Raw genomic sequence first — 17520 nt, 5'->3', positions numbered from 1 at the left:
ACCAGCGTGAACCTGCTGCTCGCGGAAGTGGCCCAGGCCACCCAGCGGCTGGCCGACGCCGGCGTGCCCTCGCCGCGCAACGACGCGGAGGAGCTCGCGGCCTTCGTGCACGGCGTGAAGCGGGGCGAGCTGCACACCGTCAAGGACACCGACTTCGACGCCCGTTACTGGGAGGTGACCGCGCGCCGCGAGGCACGCGAGCCGCTCCAGCACATCACCGGACGCGCCTACTTCCGCTACCTGGAACTCCAGGTCGGACCAGGGGTGTTCGTGCCGCGTCCGGAGACGGAGTCCGTCGTCGGCTGGGCCATAGACGCCGTACGCGCCATGGACGTCGTGGAGCCCCTGATCGTCGACCTGTGCACGGGCTCGGGCGCCATCGCGCTCGCCCTCGCGCAGGAGGTCCCGCGCTCCCGTGTGCACGCCGTGGAGCTGTCCGAGGACGCCCTCCAGTGGACCCGCAAGAACGTCCAGGGCTCCAGGGTCGACCTGCGCCAGGGAGACGCCCTGGAGGCCTTCCCGGACCTCGACGGCCATGTCGACCTGGTCATCTCCAACCCGCCGTACATCCCGCTCACGGAATGGGAGTACGTCCAGCCGGAGGCCCGGGACTACGATCCCGAACTCGCCCTGTTCTCCGGGGAGGACGGCCTCGACCTGATCCGCGGCATCGAGCGCACCGCGCACCGGCTGCTGCGTCCCGGCGGTGTCGTCGTCGTCGAGCACGCCGACACCCAGGGCGGGCAGGTGCCGTGGATCTTCACCGAGGAGCGGGGCTGGGCCGACGCGGCCGACCACCCGGACCTCAACAAGCGGCCGCGGTTCGCGACCGCCCGCAAGGCGATGCCGTGAGCACGCGCATCGATGTCCCCAGACAGCAGTACGTGTACGAGGAGGCCCGCTAAATGGCACGGCGATACGACACCAACGACGCGACCGACCGCACCACCGGTCTGCGTGAAGCCGCGTCCGCCGTCCGCCGTGGCGAGCTGGTCGTCCTGCCGACCGACACGGTGTACGGCGTGGGCGCCGACGCGTTCTCCTCGGAGGCGGTCGCCGATCTCCTCGACGCCAAGGGCCGGGGCCGCAACATGCCCACCCCTGTCCTCATCGGCTCCCCGAACACGCTGCACGGCCTGGTCACGGACTTCTCCGAGATGGCCTGGGAACTGGTCGACGCGTTCTGGCCGGGCGCGCTCACCCTGGTCGCCAAGCACCAGCCGTCCCTCCAGTGGGACCTCGGGGACACCCGTGGCACCGTCGCCGTGCGCATGCCGCTGCACCCCGTGGCCATCGAACTGCTCACCGAGGTCGGCCCGATGGCCGTCTCCTCCGCCAACCTCACGGGTCACCCCTCGCCCGAGGACTGTGACGCCGCGCAGGAGATGCTCGGCGACTCCATCTCCGTCTACCTGGACGGCGGCCCGACCCCCGGTATCGTCCCGTCCTCGATCGTCGACGTGACCGGCAAGGTGCCCGTGCTGCTGCGCGAGGGGGCACTGTCGGCCGAGGAGCTGCGGAAGGTCGTACCCGACCTCGAGGTGGCGAATTGACAGCCCCTGACGCGGGGCGTGGCATAGGCACGGGGATCACGGGGGCCAACGGTTCCCCCAGGGGGTCCTTCCGCATCCTCCACGTCAGCACCGGCAACGTGTGCCGCTCGCCGATCACCGAGCGGCTGACCCGGCATGCCCTCGCGGACCGGCTCGGCGACCCCCTGTGGGGCGGCCTGATCGTGGAGAGCGCGGGCACCTGGGGGCACGAGGGCGCGCCCATGGAGACCAACGCGGCCACCGTCCTCACCGACTACGGCGCCGACCCCTCAGGCTTCGTGGGCCGCGAACTCCTCGACGACCACGTCATCCGCGCCGACCTGGTCCTCACCGCCACCCGCGACCACCGCGCCCAGGTCATCTCCATGGGCCACTCCGCGGGCCTGCGCACCTTCACCCTGAAGGAGTTCACCCGGCTGGTCCGGGCGATAGACCCCGCGACGCTCCCGCCCCTTGAGGAGGGAGTGGTCGAGCGCGCCCGCGCCCTGGTACGGGCCGCCGCCGCGCTGCGCGGGTGGCTCCTGGCCCCCACCGCCGAGGCGGACGAGGTCTTCGACCCCTACGGCGCCCCGCTCCCCTTCTTCCGGTCGATCGGGGACGAGATCAACGAAGCGCTGGAACCGGTGGTGACCGCGTTGACAGGTGTACCCACCCGGACGTGACGCCGGGCGTCCCACCGGTCCCGGTTCTACATTGGACTTAGCGCACCCCCACGCCGAGGTCCGGAGTCCACCATGCCGGTCACAGAAACACTGGAAGCGGATGTCCTGCGCCGCCAGGACCCGGAGCTCGCCGAGATCCTCATCGGGGAGCTGGTGCGGCAGTCGACGACCCTCCAGCTGATCGCGGCCGAGAACTTCACCTCGCCCGCCGTGCTGGCCGCCCTGGGGTCGCCGCTGGCGAACAAGTACGCCGAGGGCTACCCCGGCGCCCGGCACCACGGCGGCTGCGAGATCGTGGACGTCGCCGAGCGGGTCGCGGTGGACCGGGCGAAGGCACTCTTCGGCTCCGAGCACGCCAACGTGCAGTCCCACTCCGGGAGTTCGGCGGTCCTCGCCGCGTACGCCGCGCTGCTGCGCCCCGGTGACACCGTCCTGGCGATGGGGCTGCCCTTCGGCGGCCACCTCACGCACGGGTCGCCCGCGAACTTCTCGGGAAGATGGTTCGACTTCGTCGGGTACGGCGTCGAGGCCGACACCGGGCTCATCGACCACGAGCAGGTGCGCGCGCTGGCCCGCACCCACCGCCCCAAGGCGATCGTCTGCGGATCCATCTCGTACCCCCGGCACATCGACTACGCCCTGTTCAGGGAGATCGCCGACGAGGTGGGCGCCTACCTCATCGCGGACGCCGCCCACCCCATCGGGCTCGTCGCGGGGGGAGCGGCGCCCAGTCCGGTGCCGTACGCCGACGTGGTCTGCGCCACCACCCACAAGGTGCTGCGCGGCCCGCGCGGCGGCATGATCCTGTGCGGCGGCGAGCTGGCCGAGCGGGTGGACCGGGCGGTGTTCCCCTTCACGCAGGGCGGCGCCCAGATGCACACGATCGCCGCCAAGGCCGTCGCGTTCGGCGAGGCGGCGACACCGGCCTACACGGCGTACGCCCATCAGGTCGTCGCCAACGCCCGGGTGCTCGCCGCGGCGCTGGACGCGGAGGGGCTCGCCGTCACCACCGGCGGCACCGACACCCACCTGATCACCGTCGGCACGGCGCCCCTCGGCGTCGACGGGCGCACGGCACGCGGGCGGCTGGCCGCCGCCGGGATGGTCCTCGACACCTGCGCGCTGCCGTACGGGGACGCCCGGGGCCTGCGGCTGGGCACGGCGGCGCTGACCACGCAGGGGATGGGGGAGGCGGAGATGGCGCGGGTGGCCGTACTCCTCGCGGACGTGCTCCGGGACGAGGTCGAGGCGAAAACGGCTCGTGAAGAAGTGAGGGAGCTGACCAGCGGATTTCCCCCGTATCCCGGGTGAAACGGGGGAGACGCGGGCTGGTGCACAGCCGCTCGTGCAACCATCGTCGCTACCCGGAAGTCCTCAACCATATGCGTGCATCGCTAAGGTGTGGGGCCTAGATGGCCAGCGAGACCTGTGGGGAAGCCCGTGCGTGAATACCTGCTGACGCTCTGCGTGACGGCCGCGGTGACGTATCTGCTGACAGGGCCGGTGCGGAAGTTCGCGATCGTGGCCGGAGCCATGCCGGAGATCCGTGCGCGCGACGTGCACAGGGAACCGACCCCGCGGCTCGGCGGCATCGCGATGTTCTTCGGGCTGTGCGCGGGCCTGCTGGTCGCCGACCACCTGGAGAACCTCAGCGACGTCTTCGCGAACTCCAACGAGCCGCGGGCCCTGCTCTCCGGAGCGGCGCTGATCTGGCTGATCGGTGTGCTGGACGACAAGTTCGAGATCGACGCCCTGATCAAGCTGGGCGGCCAGATGATCGCGGCCGGCGTGATGGTGGTGCAGGGTCTGACCATCCTGTGGCTGCCCATCCCCGGTGTCGGACTGGTCGCGCTCACCCAGTGGCAGGGCACGTTGCTCACCGTCGCCCTCGTGGTCATCACCATCAACGCGGTGAACTTCGTGGACGGCCTGGACGGTCTCGCCGCCGGTGTGGTCTGCATCGCGTCCGCCGCGTTCTTCCTGTACGCCTACCGCATCTGGTACAGCTACGGCATCGAGGCCGCCGCCCCGGCCACGCTCTTCGCGGCGATCCTGATGGGCATGTGCCTGGGCTTCCTGCCGCACAACATGCACCCGGCGCGGATCTTCATGGGCGACTCCGGGTCGATGCTCATCGGGCTCGTGCTGGCCGGCGGCGCCATCTCCATCACCGGGCAGATCGACCCCGACGTGATGAACCTGTTCTCCGGTTCGGAGCGCAACACCGTGCACCAGACGGTGCCCGTCTTCATCCCGCTGCTGCTGCCGCTGACGATCATCGCGATCCCGGCCGCCGACCTGGTGCTGGCCATCGTGCGGCGCACCTGGCGCGGCCAGTCGCCGTTCGCCGCCGACCGCGGGCACCTGCACCACCGGCTCCTTGAGGTCGGGCACTCGCACAGCCGCGCGGTCATGATCATGTACTTCTGGTCGGCGCTGATCTCCTTCGGCGCCCTCGCGTACTCGGTCAACTCCGGTGCCATGTGGAGTGTGCTCGGGATCATGGGGCTCAGCGCGGTCGGTCTCGTGCTGCTCCTGCTGCCGCGCTTCACCCCGCGCACACCGCGTTGGGCCGAGAACTTCGTACCGCCCCGCTACCGCCGCAGGAGGGGCTCGCTGGCGCTGTCCGAGGGCGCGGAGGCCGAGCCCGCCGTGGCGCACGAGCCGGGGACCTTCACCGACGAGGACGGCGCCCGCGAGCACCGCGCCCCGGTCGCTGCCGGAGTGTCAGGAGTCAATGGGGCAACGGCGATCGGTGGCCGTTCGCGCCACCTGGATCGAGGTAAGGCCGGCTCGTCGCGCTGACGCCAAAGTAAGAATCCTGCAAGAGACCTGAACCTTCGCGCGTCGGCAAACTGCCCCAATACCAGACAACTTGGCCGCTGGAATGCACAGACGCGCACCTTCACTCTCATGTGTGACAGCGAGCACACCAACCAGGTAAAGACCTCATCAAATAGTTTGTGATACGGTTCACGAGAACCCGAGCCGGAAGCCGAAGGACCCCAGAGAGACGGTCCCTTGGCGTGAGGTTCTCTCTCAGCCCGGGATTACGCTCGTCCATGACGACACCCTGCCCCCCTTAGCAAGCGGAGTTGCCGCCATGCCGTCCAATGACGCCCGGATTCTCCTTCAGGCCGCTGTGCCCACAGCTGCCGTCGGCGCGATTGCCGCCGTCGTCAGTGGCGTGGTCGCCGGAGGCAAGGGAGCGATCGGGGCGATCGTCGCGACGCTGGTCGTGATCCTCTTCATGGGCATCGGGCTCTACGTCCTGCAGCGCACTGCCAAATCGCTTCCGCACTTGTTCCAGGCGATGGGTCTGATGCTCTATACGGCACAGATTCTTCTGCTGTTCATCTTCGTCGCCGCGTTCAAGAACACGTCGCTGTTCAATCCCAAGGCCTTCGCGGTCGCCATCGTCGCCACCACGCTCGCGTGGATCGGCGCACAGGCGCGCGCCCAGATGAAAGCCAAGATCCTCTACGTCGAACCCGAGTCCTCGAAGGGCGACAAGCCCGAAAAGACGGGGCACTCGTCGTGAGGGGTAGGGCCGGGATAAGTGCGTGTCGGAGACCCTGCTATCGTCCGGTGCCAACTGCGGCATCGCGGGCGCGGGCATCTGAGCTGACGCCTGCTCGAACGCGAGGCTTGATGCCCCACAGCCGCCCCCACATCCGTAACACCAGTCCAGTGCCGAACCGCGGCCGCGCGCCGCGCCGACACAACGAGGTTGCCGTACCTATGCGCCACGCTGAAGGAGCCCGCGGTGAGTGCTGACCCGACGCAGGTGCTCGCCTTTGAGACCGACTGCCACATCTTCGACGGCTGTGGCTTCCCGGCTCCCGGCCTGCACTCGTTCCTGTTCGAGCCCCTGGTGGGCGATGCGGACAGCAGCGTCTATTTCAACAAGACGATGCTCCTGGCGCTGCTCGGCTCCGTCGTCATCATCGGCTTCTTCTGGGCCGCCTTCCGTAAGCCGAAGGTGGTCCCGGGCAAGCTCCAGATGGTCGCCGAGGCCGGATACGACTTCGTCCGGCGCGGGGTCGTCTACGAGACGATCGGCAAGAAGGAAGGCGAGAAGTACGTACCGCTGGTCGTCTCGCTCTTCTTCTTCATCTGGATGATGAACCTCTGGTCGATCATTCCGGTCGCCCAGTTCCCCGTCACGGCGATCATCGCGTACCCCGCGGTACTCGCCGGGATCGTCTACATCCTGTGGGTCGCGCTGACCTTCAAGCGACACGGATTCGTCGGCGCGTTCAAGAACTTCTCCGGCTACGACAAGTCGCTGGGCCCGGTTCTCCCGCTGGCCATGGGCATCGAGCTGCTCTCGAACCTGATCGTCCGGCCGTTCACGCACGCGGTGCGACTGTTCGCCAACATGTTCGCGGGTCACACCCTGCTGCTGCTCTTCACGATCGCCAGCTGGTACCTGCTCAACGGACTCGGCATCGCCTACGCGGGTGTCTCGTTCGTGATGGTGATCGTCATGACGGCGTTCGAGCTGTTCATCCAGGCCCTGCAGGCTTACGTCTTCGTGCTTCTGACCTGCACCTTCATCCAGGGCGCGCTCGCCGAGCACCACTGAGCGCACCCCCCTGTAGAACCCCCTAAGCGTCCGGTGGCCAACCTCCGCCGGTCCGTACAGAGAAGGAAGAATCAGCATGGCTGCCACTGAGACCCTCGCCGCCGTCTCCGGCTCCCTCGGCTCCATCGGCTACGGCCTCGCCGCCATCGGTCCTGGCGTCGGCGTCGGCATCATCTTCGGTAACGGCACCCAGGCCCTCGCCCGTCAGCCCGAGGCTGCCGGCCTGATCCGCGCCAACCAGATCCTCGGCTTCGCCTTCTGTGAGGCGCTCGCCCTCATCGGTCTGGTCATGCCGTTCGTCTACGGCGTCTGATCCAGTCGATCAGCGACAGCCCACTAGACGAAAGGCACTGATATGAGCCAGATGCTCAATATCGCGGCTGAGGAACTGGAAAACCCCCTCATTCCGCCGATCCCCGAGCTCGTCATCGGCCTGATCGCCTTCGTCATCGTCTTCGGCTTCCTCGCCAAGAAGCTCCTCCCGAACATCAACAAGGTTCTGGAGCAGCGCCGCGAGGCCATCGAGGGCGGTATCGAGAAGGCCGAGGCCGCTCAGACCGAGGCCCAGAGCGTGCTGGAGCAGTACAAGGCCCAGCTCGCCGAAGCCCGGCACGAGGCCGCGCGGCTGCGCCAGGAGGCGCAGGAGCAGGGCGCCACGCTCATCGCCGAGATGCGCGCGGAAGGCCAGCGGCAGCGTGAGGAAATCGTCGCCGCCGGTCACACGCAGATCGAGGCGGACCGCAAGTCCGCGGCTCAGGCGCTGCGCCAGGACGTCGGCCAGCTGGCCACCGCCCTGGCCGGCAAGCTGGTCGGCGAGTCCCTCGAGGACAGCGCCCGGCAGAGCCGCACCATCGACCGCTTCCTCGACGAGCTTGAGGAGAAGGCCGAGGCGGCTCGATGACAGCGCACGGAGCGAGCCGCGAGGCAACCGCAGCCGCACGTGAGCGTCTCGACGCGCTGACGGACAGCACGTCCGTGGACGCGGCGCGTCTCGCGGACGAGCTGGCCGCGGTCACCGCGCTGCTGCACCGCGAGGTGTCGCTGCGTCGGGTCCTCACCGACCCGGCGCAGCCCGGAGAGGCGAAGGCCGAGCTGGCCGGGCGCCTGTTCGGCGGCCAGGTCAGCGGCGAGACCGCCGATCTGGTGGCCGGTCTGGTGCGCTCGCGCTGGTCGCGGTCGCGTGACCTCGTCGACGCCATCGAAGAGCTGGCTGACCTCGCCGACCTCACGTCGGCGCACCAGGCCGGCAAGCTCGACAACGTCGAGGACGAGCTGTTCCGGTTCGGCCGGATCGTCTCCTCCGACACCGGGCTGCGCGCCGCGCTGACCGACCGGGCCGCCACGAACGCGGCCAAGACCGAGCTGCTGCACAGCCTGCTCGGCGGCCGGGCGGACGCGACGACCGAACGACTGGTGACGCGCCTTGTGACCGCGCCGCGTGGACGTAGCCTGGAAGCGGGACTCGAGTCCCTGTCCAAGCTCGCCGCCGAGCGCCGGGACCGCTGGGTCGCCGTCGTCACCTCCGCGGTCCCGCTGAGCGACGGACAGAAGCAGCGCCTCGGCGCCGCTCTGGCGAAGCTCTACGGCCGTCAGATGCACCTCAACCTCGACGTGGACCCCGCGGTCCTCGGCGGGATCCAGGTGCAGGTCGGCGACGAGATCATCAACGGCTCCATCGCGGACCGTCTCGCGGACGCCAGCCGCCGTATGGCCGGCTGACCAACTTCATAAGCAGTACGTACCTACGGCCCTCGTTGGGCCGTGCAGAGGATTCACCTCTTTACAGGGGGGAGTCCCCATCCCCCCAAGTGAAACTTCGGGCCCAACAAGGAGAGCAGGGAACCCAGATGGCGGAGCTCACGATCCGGCCGGAGGAGATCCGGGACGCACTGGAGAACTTTGTCCAGTCGTACCAGCCGGACGCGGCCTCGCGCGAGGAGGTCGGTACGGTCACCGTCGCCGGCGACGGTATCGCCAAGATCGAGGGCCTTCCCTCGGCGATGGCGAACGAACTGCTGAAGTTCGAGGACGGAACCCTCGGCCTCGCGCTGAACCTGGAAGAGCGCGAGATCGGTGCGGTCGTCCTCGGCGAGTTCAGCGGCATCGAGGAGGGCCAGCCGGTGCAGCGCACCGGTGAGGTGCTCTCCGTCGCGGTGGGCGAGGGCTACCTCGGCCGCGTCGTCGACCCGCTCGGCAACCCGATCGACGGCCTCGGCGAGATCGAGACCACCGGACGCCGCGCCCTGGAGCTGCAGGCCCCGGGCGTCATGGTCCGCAAGTCGGTGCACGAGCCGATGGAGACGGGCTACAAGGCCGTCGACGCGATGACCCCGGTCGGTCGCGGCCAGCGTCAGCTCATCATCGGCGACCGTCAGACCGGCAAGACCGCGCTGGCCGTCGACACGATCATCAACCAGCGCGACAACTGGCGCTCGGGCGACACCAAGAAGCAGGTCCGCTGCATCTACGTCGCCATCGGTCAGAAGGGTTCGACCATCGCCTCCGTGCGTGGCGCCCTCGAAGAGGCCGGCGCGCTGGAGTACACGACCATCGTCGCCGCCCCGGCGTCCGACCCGGCCGGCTTCAAGTACCTGGCGCCGTACACCGGTTCGGCCATCGGCCAGCAGTGGATGTACGAGGGCAAGCACGTCCTCATCATCTTCGACGACCTCTCGAAGCAGGCCGACGCCTACCGCGCCGTGTCCCTGCTGCTCCGCCGTCCGCCGGGGCGCGAGGCCTACCCCGGTGACGTCTTCTACCTGCACTCCCGTCTGCTGGAGCGCTGCGCGAAGCTCTCGGACGAGATGGGCGCCGGTTCGATGACGGGTCTGCCGATCGTCGAGACCAAGGCGAACGACGTGTCGGCGTTCATCCCGACCAACGTCATCTCCATCACCGACGGCCAGTGCTTCCTGGAGTCCGACCTGTTCAACGCCGGCCAGCGTCCGGCCCTGAACGTCGGTATCTCGGTCTCCCGCGTCGGTGGCTCCGCCCAGCACAAGGCGATGAAGCAGGTCTCCGGCCGGCTCCGTCTCGACCTGGCCCAGTACCGCGAGCTGGAGGCGTTCGCCGCCTTCGGTTCCGACCTGGACGCCGCGTCGAAGTCGCAGCTGGAGCGCGGTATGCGTCTGGTCGAGCTGCTCAAGCAGCCGCAGTACCAGCCGATGCCGACCGAGGACCAGGTCGTCTCCGTGTGGGCCGGTACCACGGGCCGCATGGACGACGTGCCGGTCGAAGACGTCCGCCGCTTCGAGAAGGAGCTCCTGGAGTACCTGCACCGCAAGGAGCAGGGCCTCATGACCTCCATCAAGGAGGGCGGCAAGATGTCGGACGACACGCTCACCGCCGTCGGCGACGCGATCGCGGACTTCAAGAAGCAGTTCGAGACCTCGGACGGGAAGCTTCTCGGCGAGGACGCTCCGGCCGCCGCGGCCAAGTGACGACGGAAGGGACCTGACTCATGGGAGCCCAGCTCCGGGTCTACAAGCGTCGCATCCGATCCGTCACCGCGACCAAGAAGATCACCAAGGCGATGGAGATGATCGCCGCCTCGCGTGTCGTCAAGGCGCAGCGCAAGGTGGCGGCCTCCGCGCCGTACGCGACCGAGCTCACCCGCGCGGTCACGGCGGTCGGTACCGGTTCGAACACCAAGCACCCGCTGACCACGGAGGCGGAGACGGCGACCCGTTCCGCGGTGCTGCTCCTCACGAGCGACCGCGGACTGGCCGGCGCCTTCAACTCCAACGCCATCAAGGCCGCCGAGAAGCTGACGGCGCGCCTTGAGGCCGAGGGCAAGGAGGTCGACACGTACATCGTCGGCCGCCGCGGTCTGGCCCACTACAACTTCCGCGAGCGCAAGGTCGTGGAGTCGTGGTCGGGATTCACCGACGAGCCCAGCTACGCGGACGCGAAGAAGGTCGCGGGTCCGCTGATCGAGGCGATCGAGACGGAGACGGCGGAGGGCGGCGTGGACGAACTCCACATCGTCTACACCGAGTTCGTCTCGATGATGACGCAGACGGCGGTCGACGGCCGCCTGCTGCCGCTGCGCCTCGAAGAGGTTGCGGAGGAGGCGCCCAAGGGCGAGATCCTTCCGCTGTACGAGTTCGAACCGTCGGCCGAGGACGTCCTTGACGCCCTGTTGCCGCGGTACGTCGAGAGCCGTATCTACAACGCGCTGCTCCAGTCGGCTGCCTCCAAGCACGCCGCCACGCGCCGCGCGATGAAGTCGGCGACCGACAACGCGGGAGACCTGATCACCATGCTCTCCCGTCTTGCCAACGCGGCCCGCCAGGCCGAAATCACCCAGGAAATCAGCGAGATCGTCGGTGGCTCCGCAGCTCTGGCCGACGCGACCGCGGGGAGTGACAAGTAATGACGACGACAGTTGAGACGGCCGTTGCCACGGGCCGCGTCGCCCGGGTCATCGGCCCGGTCGTCGACGTGGAGTTCCCCGTCGACGCGATGCCGGAGATCTACAACGCCCTTCACGTCGAGGTGGCCGACCCGGCCAACGCCGGCGAGAAGAAGATCCTGACCCTGGAGGTCGCCCAGCACCTGGGTGACGGCCTGGTCCGCACGATCTCGATGCAGCCCACCGACGGTCTGGTCCGCCAGGCCGGCGTCACCGACACCGGCAACGGCATCACCGTGCCCGTCGGTGACTTCACCAAGGGCAAGGTCTTCAACACCCTCGGTGAGGTGCTGAACTCCGACGAGAGCTACGACGGCGAGCGGTGGTCCATCCACCGCAAGGCCCCGCGCTTCGACGAGCTCGAGTCGAAGACCGAGATGTTCGAGACCGGCGTCAAGGTCATCGACCTTCTCACCCCGTACGTCAAGGGTGGAAAGATCGGTCTGTTCGGCGGTGCCGGTGTCGGCAAGACGGTGCTCATCCAGGAGATGATCTACCGCGTCGCCAACAACCACGACGGTGTCTCCGTGTTCGCCGGTGTCGGCGAGCGCACCCGTGAGGGCAACGACCTCATCGAGGAGATGTCCGAGTCCGGCGTCATCGACAAGACGGCGCTTGTCTTCGGCCAGATGGACGAGCCCCCGGGCACCCGTCTGCGGGTCGCGCTGGCCGGTCTGACCATGGCGGAGTACTTCCGCGATGTGCAGAAGCAGGACGTGCTGTTCTTCATCGACAACATCTTCCGCTTCACGCAGGCCGGTTCCGAGGTCTCGACCCTGCTCGGCCGTATGCCCTCCGCGGTGGGCTACCAGCCGAACCTGGCCGACGAGATGGGTCTCCTCCAGGAGCGCATCACCTCGACCCGTGGTCACTCGATCACCTCGATGCAGGCGATCTACGTCCCCGCGGACGACCTGACCGACCCGGCCCCGGCCACCACCTTCGCCCACCTCGACGCGACGACGGTTCTCTCCCGTCCGATCTCCGAGAAGGGCATCTACCCGGCCGTGGACCCGCTGGACTCCACGTCCCGCATCCTGGACCCCCGCTACATCGCGGCGGACCACTACGCCACGGCGATGCGCGTCAAGTCGGTCCTGCAGAAGTACAAGGACCTTCAGGACATCATCGCGATCCTCGGTATCGACGAGCTGGGCGAGGAGGACAAGCTCACCGTCCACCGCGCCCGTCGCGTGGAGCGCTTCCTGTCCCAGAACACCCACGTCGCCAAGCAGTTCACCGGCGTCGACGGGTCGGACGTTCCGCTCGAGGAGTCGATCACGGCCTTCAACTCGATCATCGACGGCGAGTACGACCACTTCCCGGAGCAGGCGTTCTTCCTCTGCGGTGGCATTGAGGACCTCAAGAAGAACGCCAAGGAGCTCGGCGTCTCCTGACCGGTCTCCTGACCGAGTACTGCTTCTTGGTGAGGGGGCGGGGTCGCACCTCGCGGGGTGCGTCCCGTCCCCTCACGTACGCCTACTAGACTTTGACCCAACACCCGGCGGCAAGGCCGGGTGGTGACCCGAGGAGCCCACCTTGGCTGCTGAGCTGCATGTCGAGCTCGTCGCCGCGGACCGCAGTGTCTGGTCCGGCGAGGCCACCCTGGTCGTCGCGCGCACCACGTCCGGCGACATCGGCGTCATGCCCGGTCACCAGCCGCTGCTCGGTGTGCTGGAGTCGGGCCCGGTGACCATCCGTACGAGTGATGGTGGAACGGTCGTCGCCGCGGTGCACGGCGGTTTCATCTCGTTCGCGGACAACAAGCTGTCGCTGCTGGCCGAGATCGCCGAGCTGTCGGACGAGATCGATGTGCAGCGTGCGGAGCGGGAGCTCGAGCGCGCGAAGGCGGACGGCGATGCCACCGCCGAGCGTCGTGCGGACGTCCGCCTGCGAGCGGTGTCGGCGCACTGACAACAGCGCGCCCGAAGGGAAGTGACTCAGCCGCGGCCAGGACCGGAGCTTGCTCCGGACCGGGTCGCGGCTGAGGCGATGCGGGTGCTTTTTTGCCGTTTCATTACTTGCTTTACCTAGGAGACGAGGAGGTCGGTGTCGATGGTCCTCGCTCTGACTGTGTGCGGCTTGGTAGTGGCGTTCGTAGTGATCGGCCTCTTCGTCTTCGGCCTCCGCCGCCGGCTGATCCAGCGCTCGGGGGGAACCTTCGACTGCAGCCTGCGCTGGGACGTGGCGGAGAAGCCCGACACGAACGGCAAGGGCTGGGGCTACGGCGTCGCCCGCTACAACAGCGACCGCATCGAGTGGTACCGCGTCTTCTCCTACGCCCCCCGCCCGCGCCGTGTCCTTGAGCGCTCGGCGATCGAGGTGGCGGGCCGCCGTGCCCCGGAGGGCGAGGAGGAACTCGCGCTGCTCTCCGACGCGATCATCCTCGCCTGTCTGCACAGGGGTACGCGTCTCGAACTGGCGATGAGCGAAGACGCGCTGACCGGATTTCTCGCGTGGCTGGAAGCAGCCCCGCCCGGTCAGCGCGTCAATGTCGCCTAGCTGTTCTTACCGATCTGTCTAGCCGAGGCCGCTGTTGATGGCGCTCACGAGTTCACCGTTCGTGGTGTCACCGCTGAACTCCCAGAAGAAGGCGCCGCCCAGGCCCTGGGACTTGGCCCACGCCATCTTCGTACCGATGGTGGCCGGGGTGTCGTAGCTCCACCAGTTGTTGCCGCAGTACGCGTAGGCCGTGCCGGCGATGGTGCCGGTGGCCGGGCAGGTGTTCTTGAGGACCTTGTAGTCCTCGATGCCGGGCTCGTAGGTGCCCGGTGCCGCGCCGGTCGCCGTGCCGCCGGGGGCGGCCTGGGTGACGCCGGTCCAGCCGCGGCCGTAGAAGCCGATGCCGAGCAGGAGCTTGTTGGCCGGTACGCCCTTCGACTTCAGCTTGGCGATCGCGTCGGCCGAGTTGAAGCCGGCCGCCGGGATGCCGTTGTACGAGGTCAGCGGGGAGTGCGGGGCCGTCGGGCCGGTGGGGGCGAAGGCGCCGAAGTAGTCGTACGTCATCACGTTGTACCAGTTGAGGTACTGCGCGGCGCCGCCGTAGTCGGCGGCGTCTATCTTGCCGCCGGAGGAGCCGTCGGCGGTGATCGCCGCGGTGACCAGGTAGTTGCTGCCGAACTCGGTGCGCAGCGCCGAGGACAGCGTCTTGAAGGCGCTGAAGCCGGACGCGTCACAGGACAGGCCGCAGGCGTTGGGGTACTCCCAGTCGATGTCGATGCCGTCGAAGACATCGGCCCAGCGCGGGTCCTCGACCAGGGCCTTGCAGGACTGTGCGAAGGCGGTCGGGTTGGCCGCGGCCTGGGTGAAGCCGCCCGAGTACGTCCAGCCGCCGAAGGACCAGAGGACCTTGATGTTGGGGTACTTGGCCTTCAGCTGACGCAGCTGGTTGAAGTTGCCGCGCAGCGGCTGGTCCCAGGTGTCGGCCGCGCCGCTGACCGACTGGTCGGCGGTGTACGCCTTGTCGATGGCGGCGTAGGAGTCGTCCATCACGCACTGCCCGTTCTTGACGTTCCCGAACGAGTAGTTGATGTGCGTGATCTTCGACGCGGAGCCGGAGGTGACCAGGTTCTTGACGTGGTAGTTGCGCCCGTAGACGCCCCACTCGGTGAAGTAGCCGAGCTTCACGGCGTTGCCGGTCGGCGGCGGGTCGGTGGTCCCGCCGGTGGTGCGCACCGCCACCGAGCCGCTCGCCGGACCGGTCTGGTCGGCGGTGTCACGGGCCTTGACGGTGTACGAGTAACTGGTGCCGGCGGTCAGGCCGGTGTTCGTGTACGAGGTGCCCGTCACCGTGGCGACGGTGGCGCCGTCCCGGATGACGTCGTAGTTCTTGATGCCCTTGTCGTCGGTCGCCGCCGACCAGGCCAGGTTCACCGAGGTGTTGGTGATGGCGGAGGCGGTCGGGGTGCCGGGCGCGGTGGGGACCGTGTCGCCGGGGACCGTGGGGCCGCCGTCACAGGAGCCGCCGTTGAGGGAGCAGTTGGAGGGGGCGCCGGGGCCCGTGCCGTTGAAGCCGAAGGAGACGGAGGCGCCGGCGGCGAGGGTGCCGTTCCAGGACTTGTTCTTGGCGGTCCAGCGGGTGCCGGAGGACGTGACGTCCGCGTCCCAGGCCGAGCTGACGGACGTACCGGACGGGAAGTCCCAGCCGATCGTCCAGGAACTGATGCTCGTGGTCCCGGTGTTCTTGACGGTCCACTTGCCCTCGAAGCCGGTTCCCCAGTCCTGGGTCTTGGCGAACGTGGCGGTGGCCGAGGTGGCTGCCTGGGCGGGGCTCGCGAGGCCGACCATGGCGGCGAACGGGAGCAGCAGGGTGGTGAGTCCTGCCACGGCTCTCTGTCTGGCTCGGTGTCTGAAGCGCATCCGCGGTCCTCCGGGGGATTTTGATGAGGTGCGCAGGACAATAGAAAGGTCTGGACCATAGGTCAATAGGTCCAGACCACTGAGGGGGGTGCTCGCGACTACTTGTTACACGCCCAACTCCTGCGCGAGCACCGCCGCTTGGACCCGGCTGCGCAGTTCGAGCTTGCCCAGCAGGCGGCTGACGTGGGTCTTCACCGTCGCCTCCGCCATGTCGAGGCGGATCGCCACCTCCGCGTTGGACATTCCCTCGCCGAGGCAGGAGAGCACCTCGCGTTCCCGCCGGGTGAGCGCTTCCAGGATCGCCGGATCAGACCCTTCCCGTACGGGCTTCGCCGCGAACTCGGCGATCAGCCGGCGGGTGACCGTGGGCGAGATGAGCCCCTCGCCGCGGGCGACCGTGCGGACCGCCTCCAGGAGGTCGCGGGCCTCGGTGTTCTTCAGCAGGAACCCCGACGCGCCCGCGCGCAGCGCCCCGAAGACGTACTCGTCGAGGTCGAAGGTGGTCAGCACGAGCACGTCGGCCAACTGCTCGTCGACGACCTGACGGGTCGCCGAGACGCCGTCGAGGCGAGGCATCTGAATGTCCATCAGGACGAGGTCCGGCCGGAGTTCGCGGGCGAGTTCGACCGCGCGCTCGCCGTCCTCGGCCTCGCCGACCACCTCGATGTCGGGCGCGCTGCGCAGGATGAGGACGAGCCCGGCCCGTACGGCGGACTGGTCCTCGGCGACGAGCACGCGGATCATTCGGTCTCTCCAACGGTTCTGTGAGTGATCGGCAGGGTGGCGCGCACGGTCCAGACCTTGGCACGGCCCGAGACCTCGGGGCCCGCCTCGAACGTGCCGTTCAGCAGGGCGACCCGCTCCCGCATCCCGACCAGACCGGCCCCGGAGCCCGGCGCGCGCGGCCCGTCGCGGTCACCGTACGGGCTGGTGACGCGCACGGTGAGGGAGCCGTCGAGCTGGGCCAGGGTGACGGTGACGCGGCCGGGGGAGGCGTGCTTGAGGGCGTTGGTCAGGGACTCCTGGACGATGCGGTAGGCGGCGAGTTCGACCGGGGCGGGCAGCCGGGAGTCGTGGACGGCGTCGAGGGCGACGTCGAGCCCGTTGGTGCGGGCGCTCTCCGCCAGCGTGTCGAGGCCGCCGAGGGTGGGAGCCGCCGCGGGCTCCCTGTCGCCGCTGTCGTCGCGCAGGATGCCGATGAGCCGCCGCATCTCGGCGAGGCCCTCGACGCTGTTCTCGCGGATCACGGTGAGCGCGTCCTTCGAGGTGGCGGGGTCGTCGAGGGAGAGCGCGGCGGTGGAGTGGATGGCGATCGCCGAGAGGTGGTTGGCGACCATGTCGTGCAACTCCCTTGCCATCCGGGCGCGTTCGGCCGTGACCGCCTGGGTGCGGTCGATCTCGGCGAGCAGCGCGGTCTGTTCGGCGCGCAGGCGTTCGGCGACGGCGATGTCCCGGTGGTTGCGCACGACCCAGCCGGTGGCCGCGGGCGTGAACACCACGATGCCGATGACCACGCCGACCAGCAGGGTCTCCGGTACCCGCCACACCGCGAACGGCACCACCGCGCCGACCACGGTGGACAGCCCGCTGATCCACAGGACCCGGCGGGCGGTGGCGGGCGGCCCGTACACCACCGTGGCGTACACGAGGTCGGTGAACATCACGACGGTCACCAGGTTGCCCTGCGTGAGCGTGTCGAGGGCCAGCGCGGCGGTGCCGATCAGCAGCGCCGAGCGCGGCCGGGTCCGCCGCAGCAGCTCGCAGCCGGTCATCACCGCGAGCGGGAGGAGGATCGGCCACTGTCCGGGCCAGAGTACGACCGGTTCGTCGGCCGGCCGGCTGCCGAGACCCGCGCCCCACACGAGGAGGCCGCCGAGCAGTCCCGCGAGCGCGATACGCGCGTCGTCCCGGTGCGGGCGGGGGAGTGTCACGGCCATGACTCCA

Annotated in this window: 18 protein-coding genes; 15 read left to right on the top strand and 3 right to left on the bottom strand. The window is 68.8% G+C overall.

What is annotated here, in order from left to right:
- Nucleotides 1-6: 6 nt before the first annotated feature.
- The 15 genes from prmC to ACIP79_RS08700 all read left to right on the top strand — a co-directional run bounded on the left by prmC (nucleotide 7) and on the right by ACIP79_RS08700 (nucleotide 13719).
- Nucleotides 7-852: a peptide chain release factor N(5)-glutamine methyltransferase gene (gene prmC, locus ACIP79_RS08770; protein WP_401221167.1), complete on the top strand. Its 846-nt coding sequence runs from the start codon at nucleotides 7-9 to the stop codon at nucleotides 850-852.
- Nucleotides 853-905: 53 nt separating this feature from the next.
- Nucleotides 906-1553: an L-threonylcarbamoyladenylate synthase gene (locus tag ACIP79_RS08765; RefSeq protein ID WP_383681121.1), complete on the top strand. Its 648-nt coding sequence runs from the start codon at nucleotides 906-908 to the stop codon at nucleotides 1551-1553.
- Nucleotides 1550-2215, top strand: a complete 666-nt coding sequence (locus tag ACIP79_RS08760; RefSeq protein ID WP_383681122.1) for a protein-tyrosine-phosphatase — start codon at nucleotides 1550-1552, stop codon at nucleotides 2213-2215. The genes ACIP79_RS08765 and ACIP79_RS08760 overlap by 4 nt, the downstream gene beginning before the upstream one ends.
- Nucleotides 2216-2287: 72 nt before the next feature.
- Nucleotides 2288-3526, top strand: coding sequence for a serine hydroxymethyltransferase (gene glyA, locus ACIP79_RS08755; protein WP_401221164.1), 1239 nt, complete (start codon nucleotides 2288-2290; stop codon nucleotides 3524-3526).
- Between the two features lie 129 nt (nucleotides 3527-3655).
- Nucleotides 3656-5020 carry an MraY family glycosyltransferase gene (locus tag ACIP79_RS08750; protein WP_401221162.1) on the top strand — a complete coding sequence of 455 codons (1365 nt, stop codon included), beginning with the start codon at nucleotides 3656-3658 and terminating at the stop codon, nucleotides 5018-5020.
- A gap of 298 nt (nucleotides 5021-5318) precedes the next feature.
- Nucleotides 5319-5756, top strand: coding sequence for a hypothetical protein (locus tag ACIP79_RS08745; protein WP_383681128.1), 438 nt, complete (start codon nucleotides 5319-5321; stop codon nucleotides 5754-5756).
- 225 nt (nucleotides 5757-5981) lie between these two features.
- Entirely contained in the window at nucleotides 5982-6803 is an 822-nt protein-coding gene (gene atpB, locus ACIP79_RS08740) for a F0F1 ATP synthase subunit A (RefSeq protein WP_401221158.1), read from the top strand.
- Between the two features lie 76 nt (nucleotides 6804-6879).
- Nucleotides 6880-7116, top strand: a complete 237-nt coding sequence (locus tag ACIP79_RS08735; RefSeq protein WP_067273352.1) for a F0F1 ATP synthase subunit C — start codon at nucleotides 6880-6882, stop codon at nucleotides 7114-7116.
- Between the two features lie 42 nt (nucleotides 7117-7158).
- Nucleotides 7159-7704, top strand: coding sequence for a F0F1 ATP synthase subunit B (locus ACIP79_RS08730; protein WP_401221155.1), 546 nt, complete (start codon nucleotides 7159-7161; stop codon nucleotides 7702-7704).
- Complete coding sequence (locus ACIP79_RS08725) at nucleotides 7701-8522, top strand: F0F1 ATP synthase subunit delta (protein ID WP_401221153.1); 822 nt, start codon at nucleotides 7701-7703, stop codon at nucleotides 8520-8522. Before ACIP79_RS08730 ends, ACIP79_RS08725 begins: the two co-directional genes overlap by 4 nt.
- 128 nt (nucleotides 8523-8650) lie before the next feature.
- Nucleotides 8651-10243, top strand: coding sequence for a F0F1 ATP synthase subunit alpha (gene atpA, locus ACIP79_RS08720; RefSeq protein WP_401221150.1), 1593 nt, complete (start codon nucleotides 8651-8653; stop codon nucleotides 10241-10243).
- Between the two features lie 20 nt (nucleotides 10244-10263).
- Complete coding sequence (locus tag ACIP79_RS08715) at nucleotides 10264-11178, top strand: F0F1 ATP synthase subunit gamma (RefSeq protein ID WP_383681137.1); 915 nt, start codon at nucleotides 10264-10266, stop codon at nucleotides 11176-11178.
- Nucleotides 11178-12614 carry a F0F1 ATP synthase subunit beta gene (gene atpD, locus ACIP79_RS08710; protein ID WP_401221146.1) on the top strand — a complete coding sequence of 479 codons (1437 nt, stop codon included), beginning with the start codon at nucleotides 11178-11180 and terminating at the stop codon, nucleotides 12612-12614. The genes ACIP79_RS08715 and atpD overlap by 1 nt, the downstream gene beginning before the upstream one ends.
- A 142-nt stretch (nucleotides 12615-12756) precedes the next feature.
- Nucleotides 12757-13131 (top strand): F0F1 ATP synthase subunit epsilon, encoded by a 375-nt coding sequence (locus ACIP79_RS08705; RefSeq protein ID WP_383681140.1) that lies wholly within the window; start codon nucleotides 12757-12759, stop codon nucleotides 13129-13131.
- Nucleotides 13132-13272: 141 nt separating this feature from the next.
- A complete protein-coding gene (locus tag ACIP79_RS08700; protein ID WP_383681142.1) occupies nucleotides 13273-13719 on the top strand; it encodes a DUF2550 domain-containing protein in 447 nt (148 codons plus the stop codon).
- Between the two features lie 18 nt (nucleotides 13720-13737).
- Here ACIP79_RS08700 and ACIP79_RS08695 read toward each other — a convergent pair whose 3' ends face one another.
- The 3 genes from ACIP79_RS08695 to ACIP79_RS08685 form a co-directional block, all read right to left on the bottom strand.
- The gene (locus ACIP79_RS08695; protein ID WP_401221141.1) at nucleotides 13738-15576 is read right to left on the bottom strand and encodes a glycosyl hydrolase family 18 protein; all 1839 of its coding nucleotides are present in this window, start codon (nucleotides 15574-15576) and stop codon (nucleotides 13738-13740) included.
- A 105-nt stretch (nucleotides 15577-15681) separates the two neighbouring features.
- Nucleotides 15682-16320, bottom strand: a complete 639-nt coding sequence (locus tag ACIP79_RS08690; RefSeq protein WP_401221139.1) for a response regulator — start codon at nucleotides 16318-16320, stop codon at nucleotides 15682-15684.
- Nucleotides 16317-17513 (bottom strand): sensor histidine kinase, encoded by a 1197-nt coding sequence (locus ACIP79_RS08685; protein ID WP_401221136.1) that lies wholly within the window; start codon nucleotides 17511-17513, stop codon nucleotides 16317-16319. The genes ACIP79_RS08690 and ACIP79_RS08685 overlap by 4 nt, the downstream gene beginning before the upstream one ends.
- Nucleotides 17514-17520 lie beyond the last annotated feature (7 nt).

Source organism: Streptomyces sp. NPDC088747 (assembly GCF_044751025.1).
GTDB lineage: Bacteria > Actinomycetota > Actinomycetes > Streptomycetales > Streptomycetaceae > Streptomyces.
The sequence above is the reverse complement of the archived record's forward strand: the minus strand, read 5'-3'. Positions and strand labels throughout refer to the sequence as shown.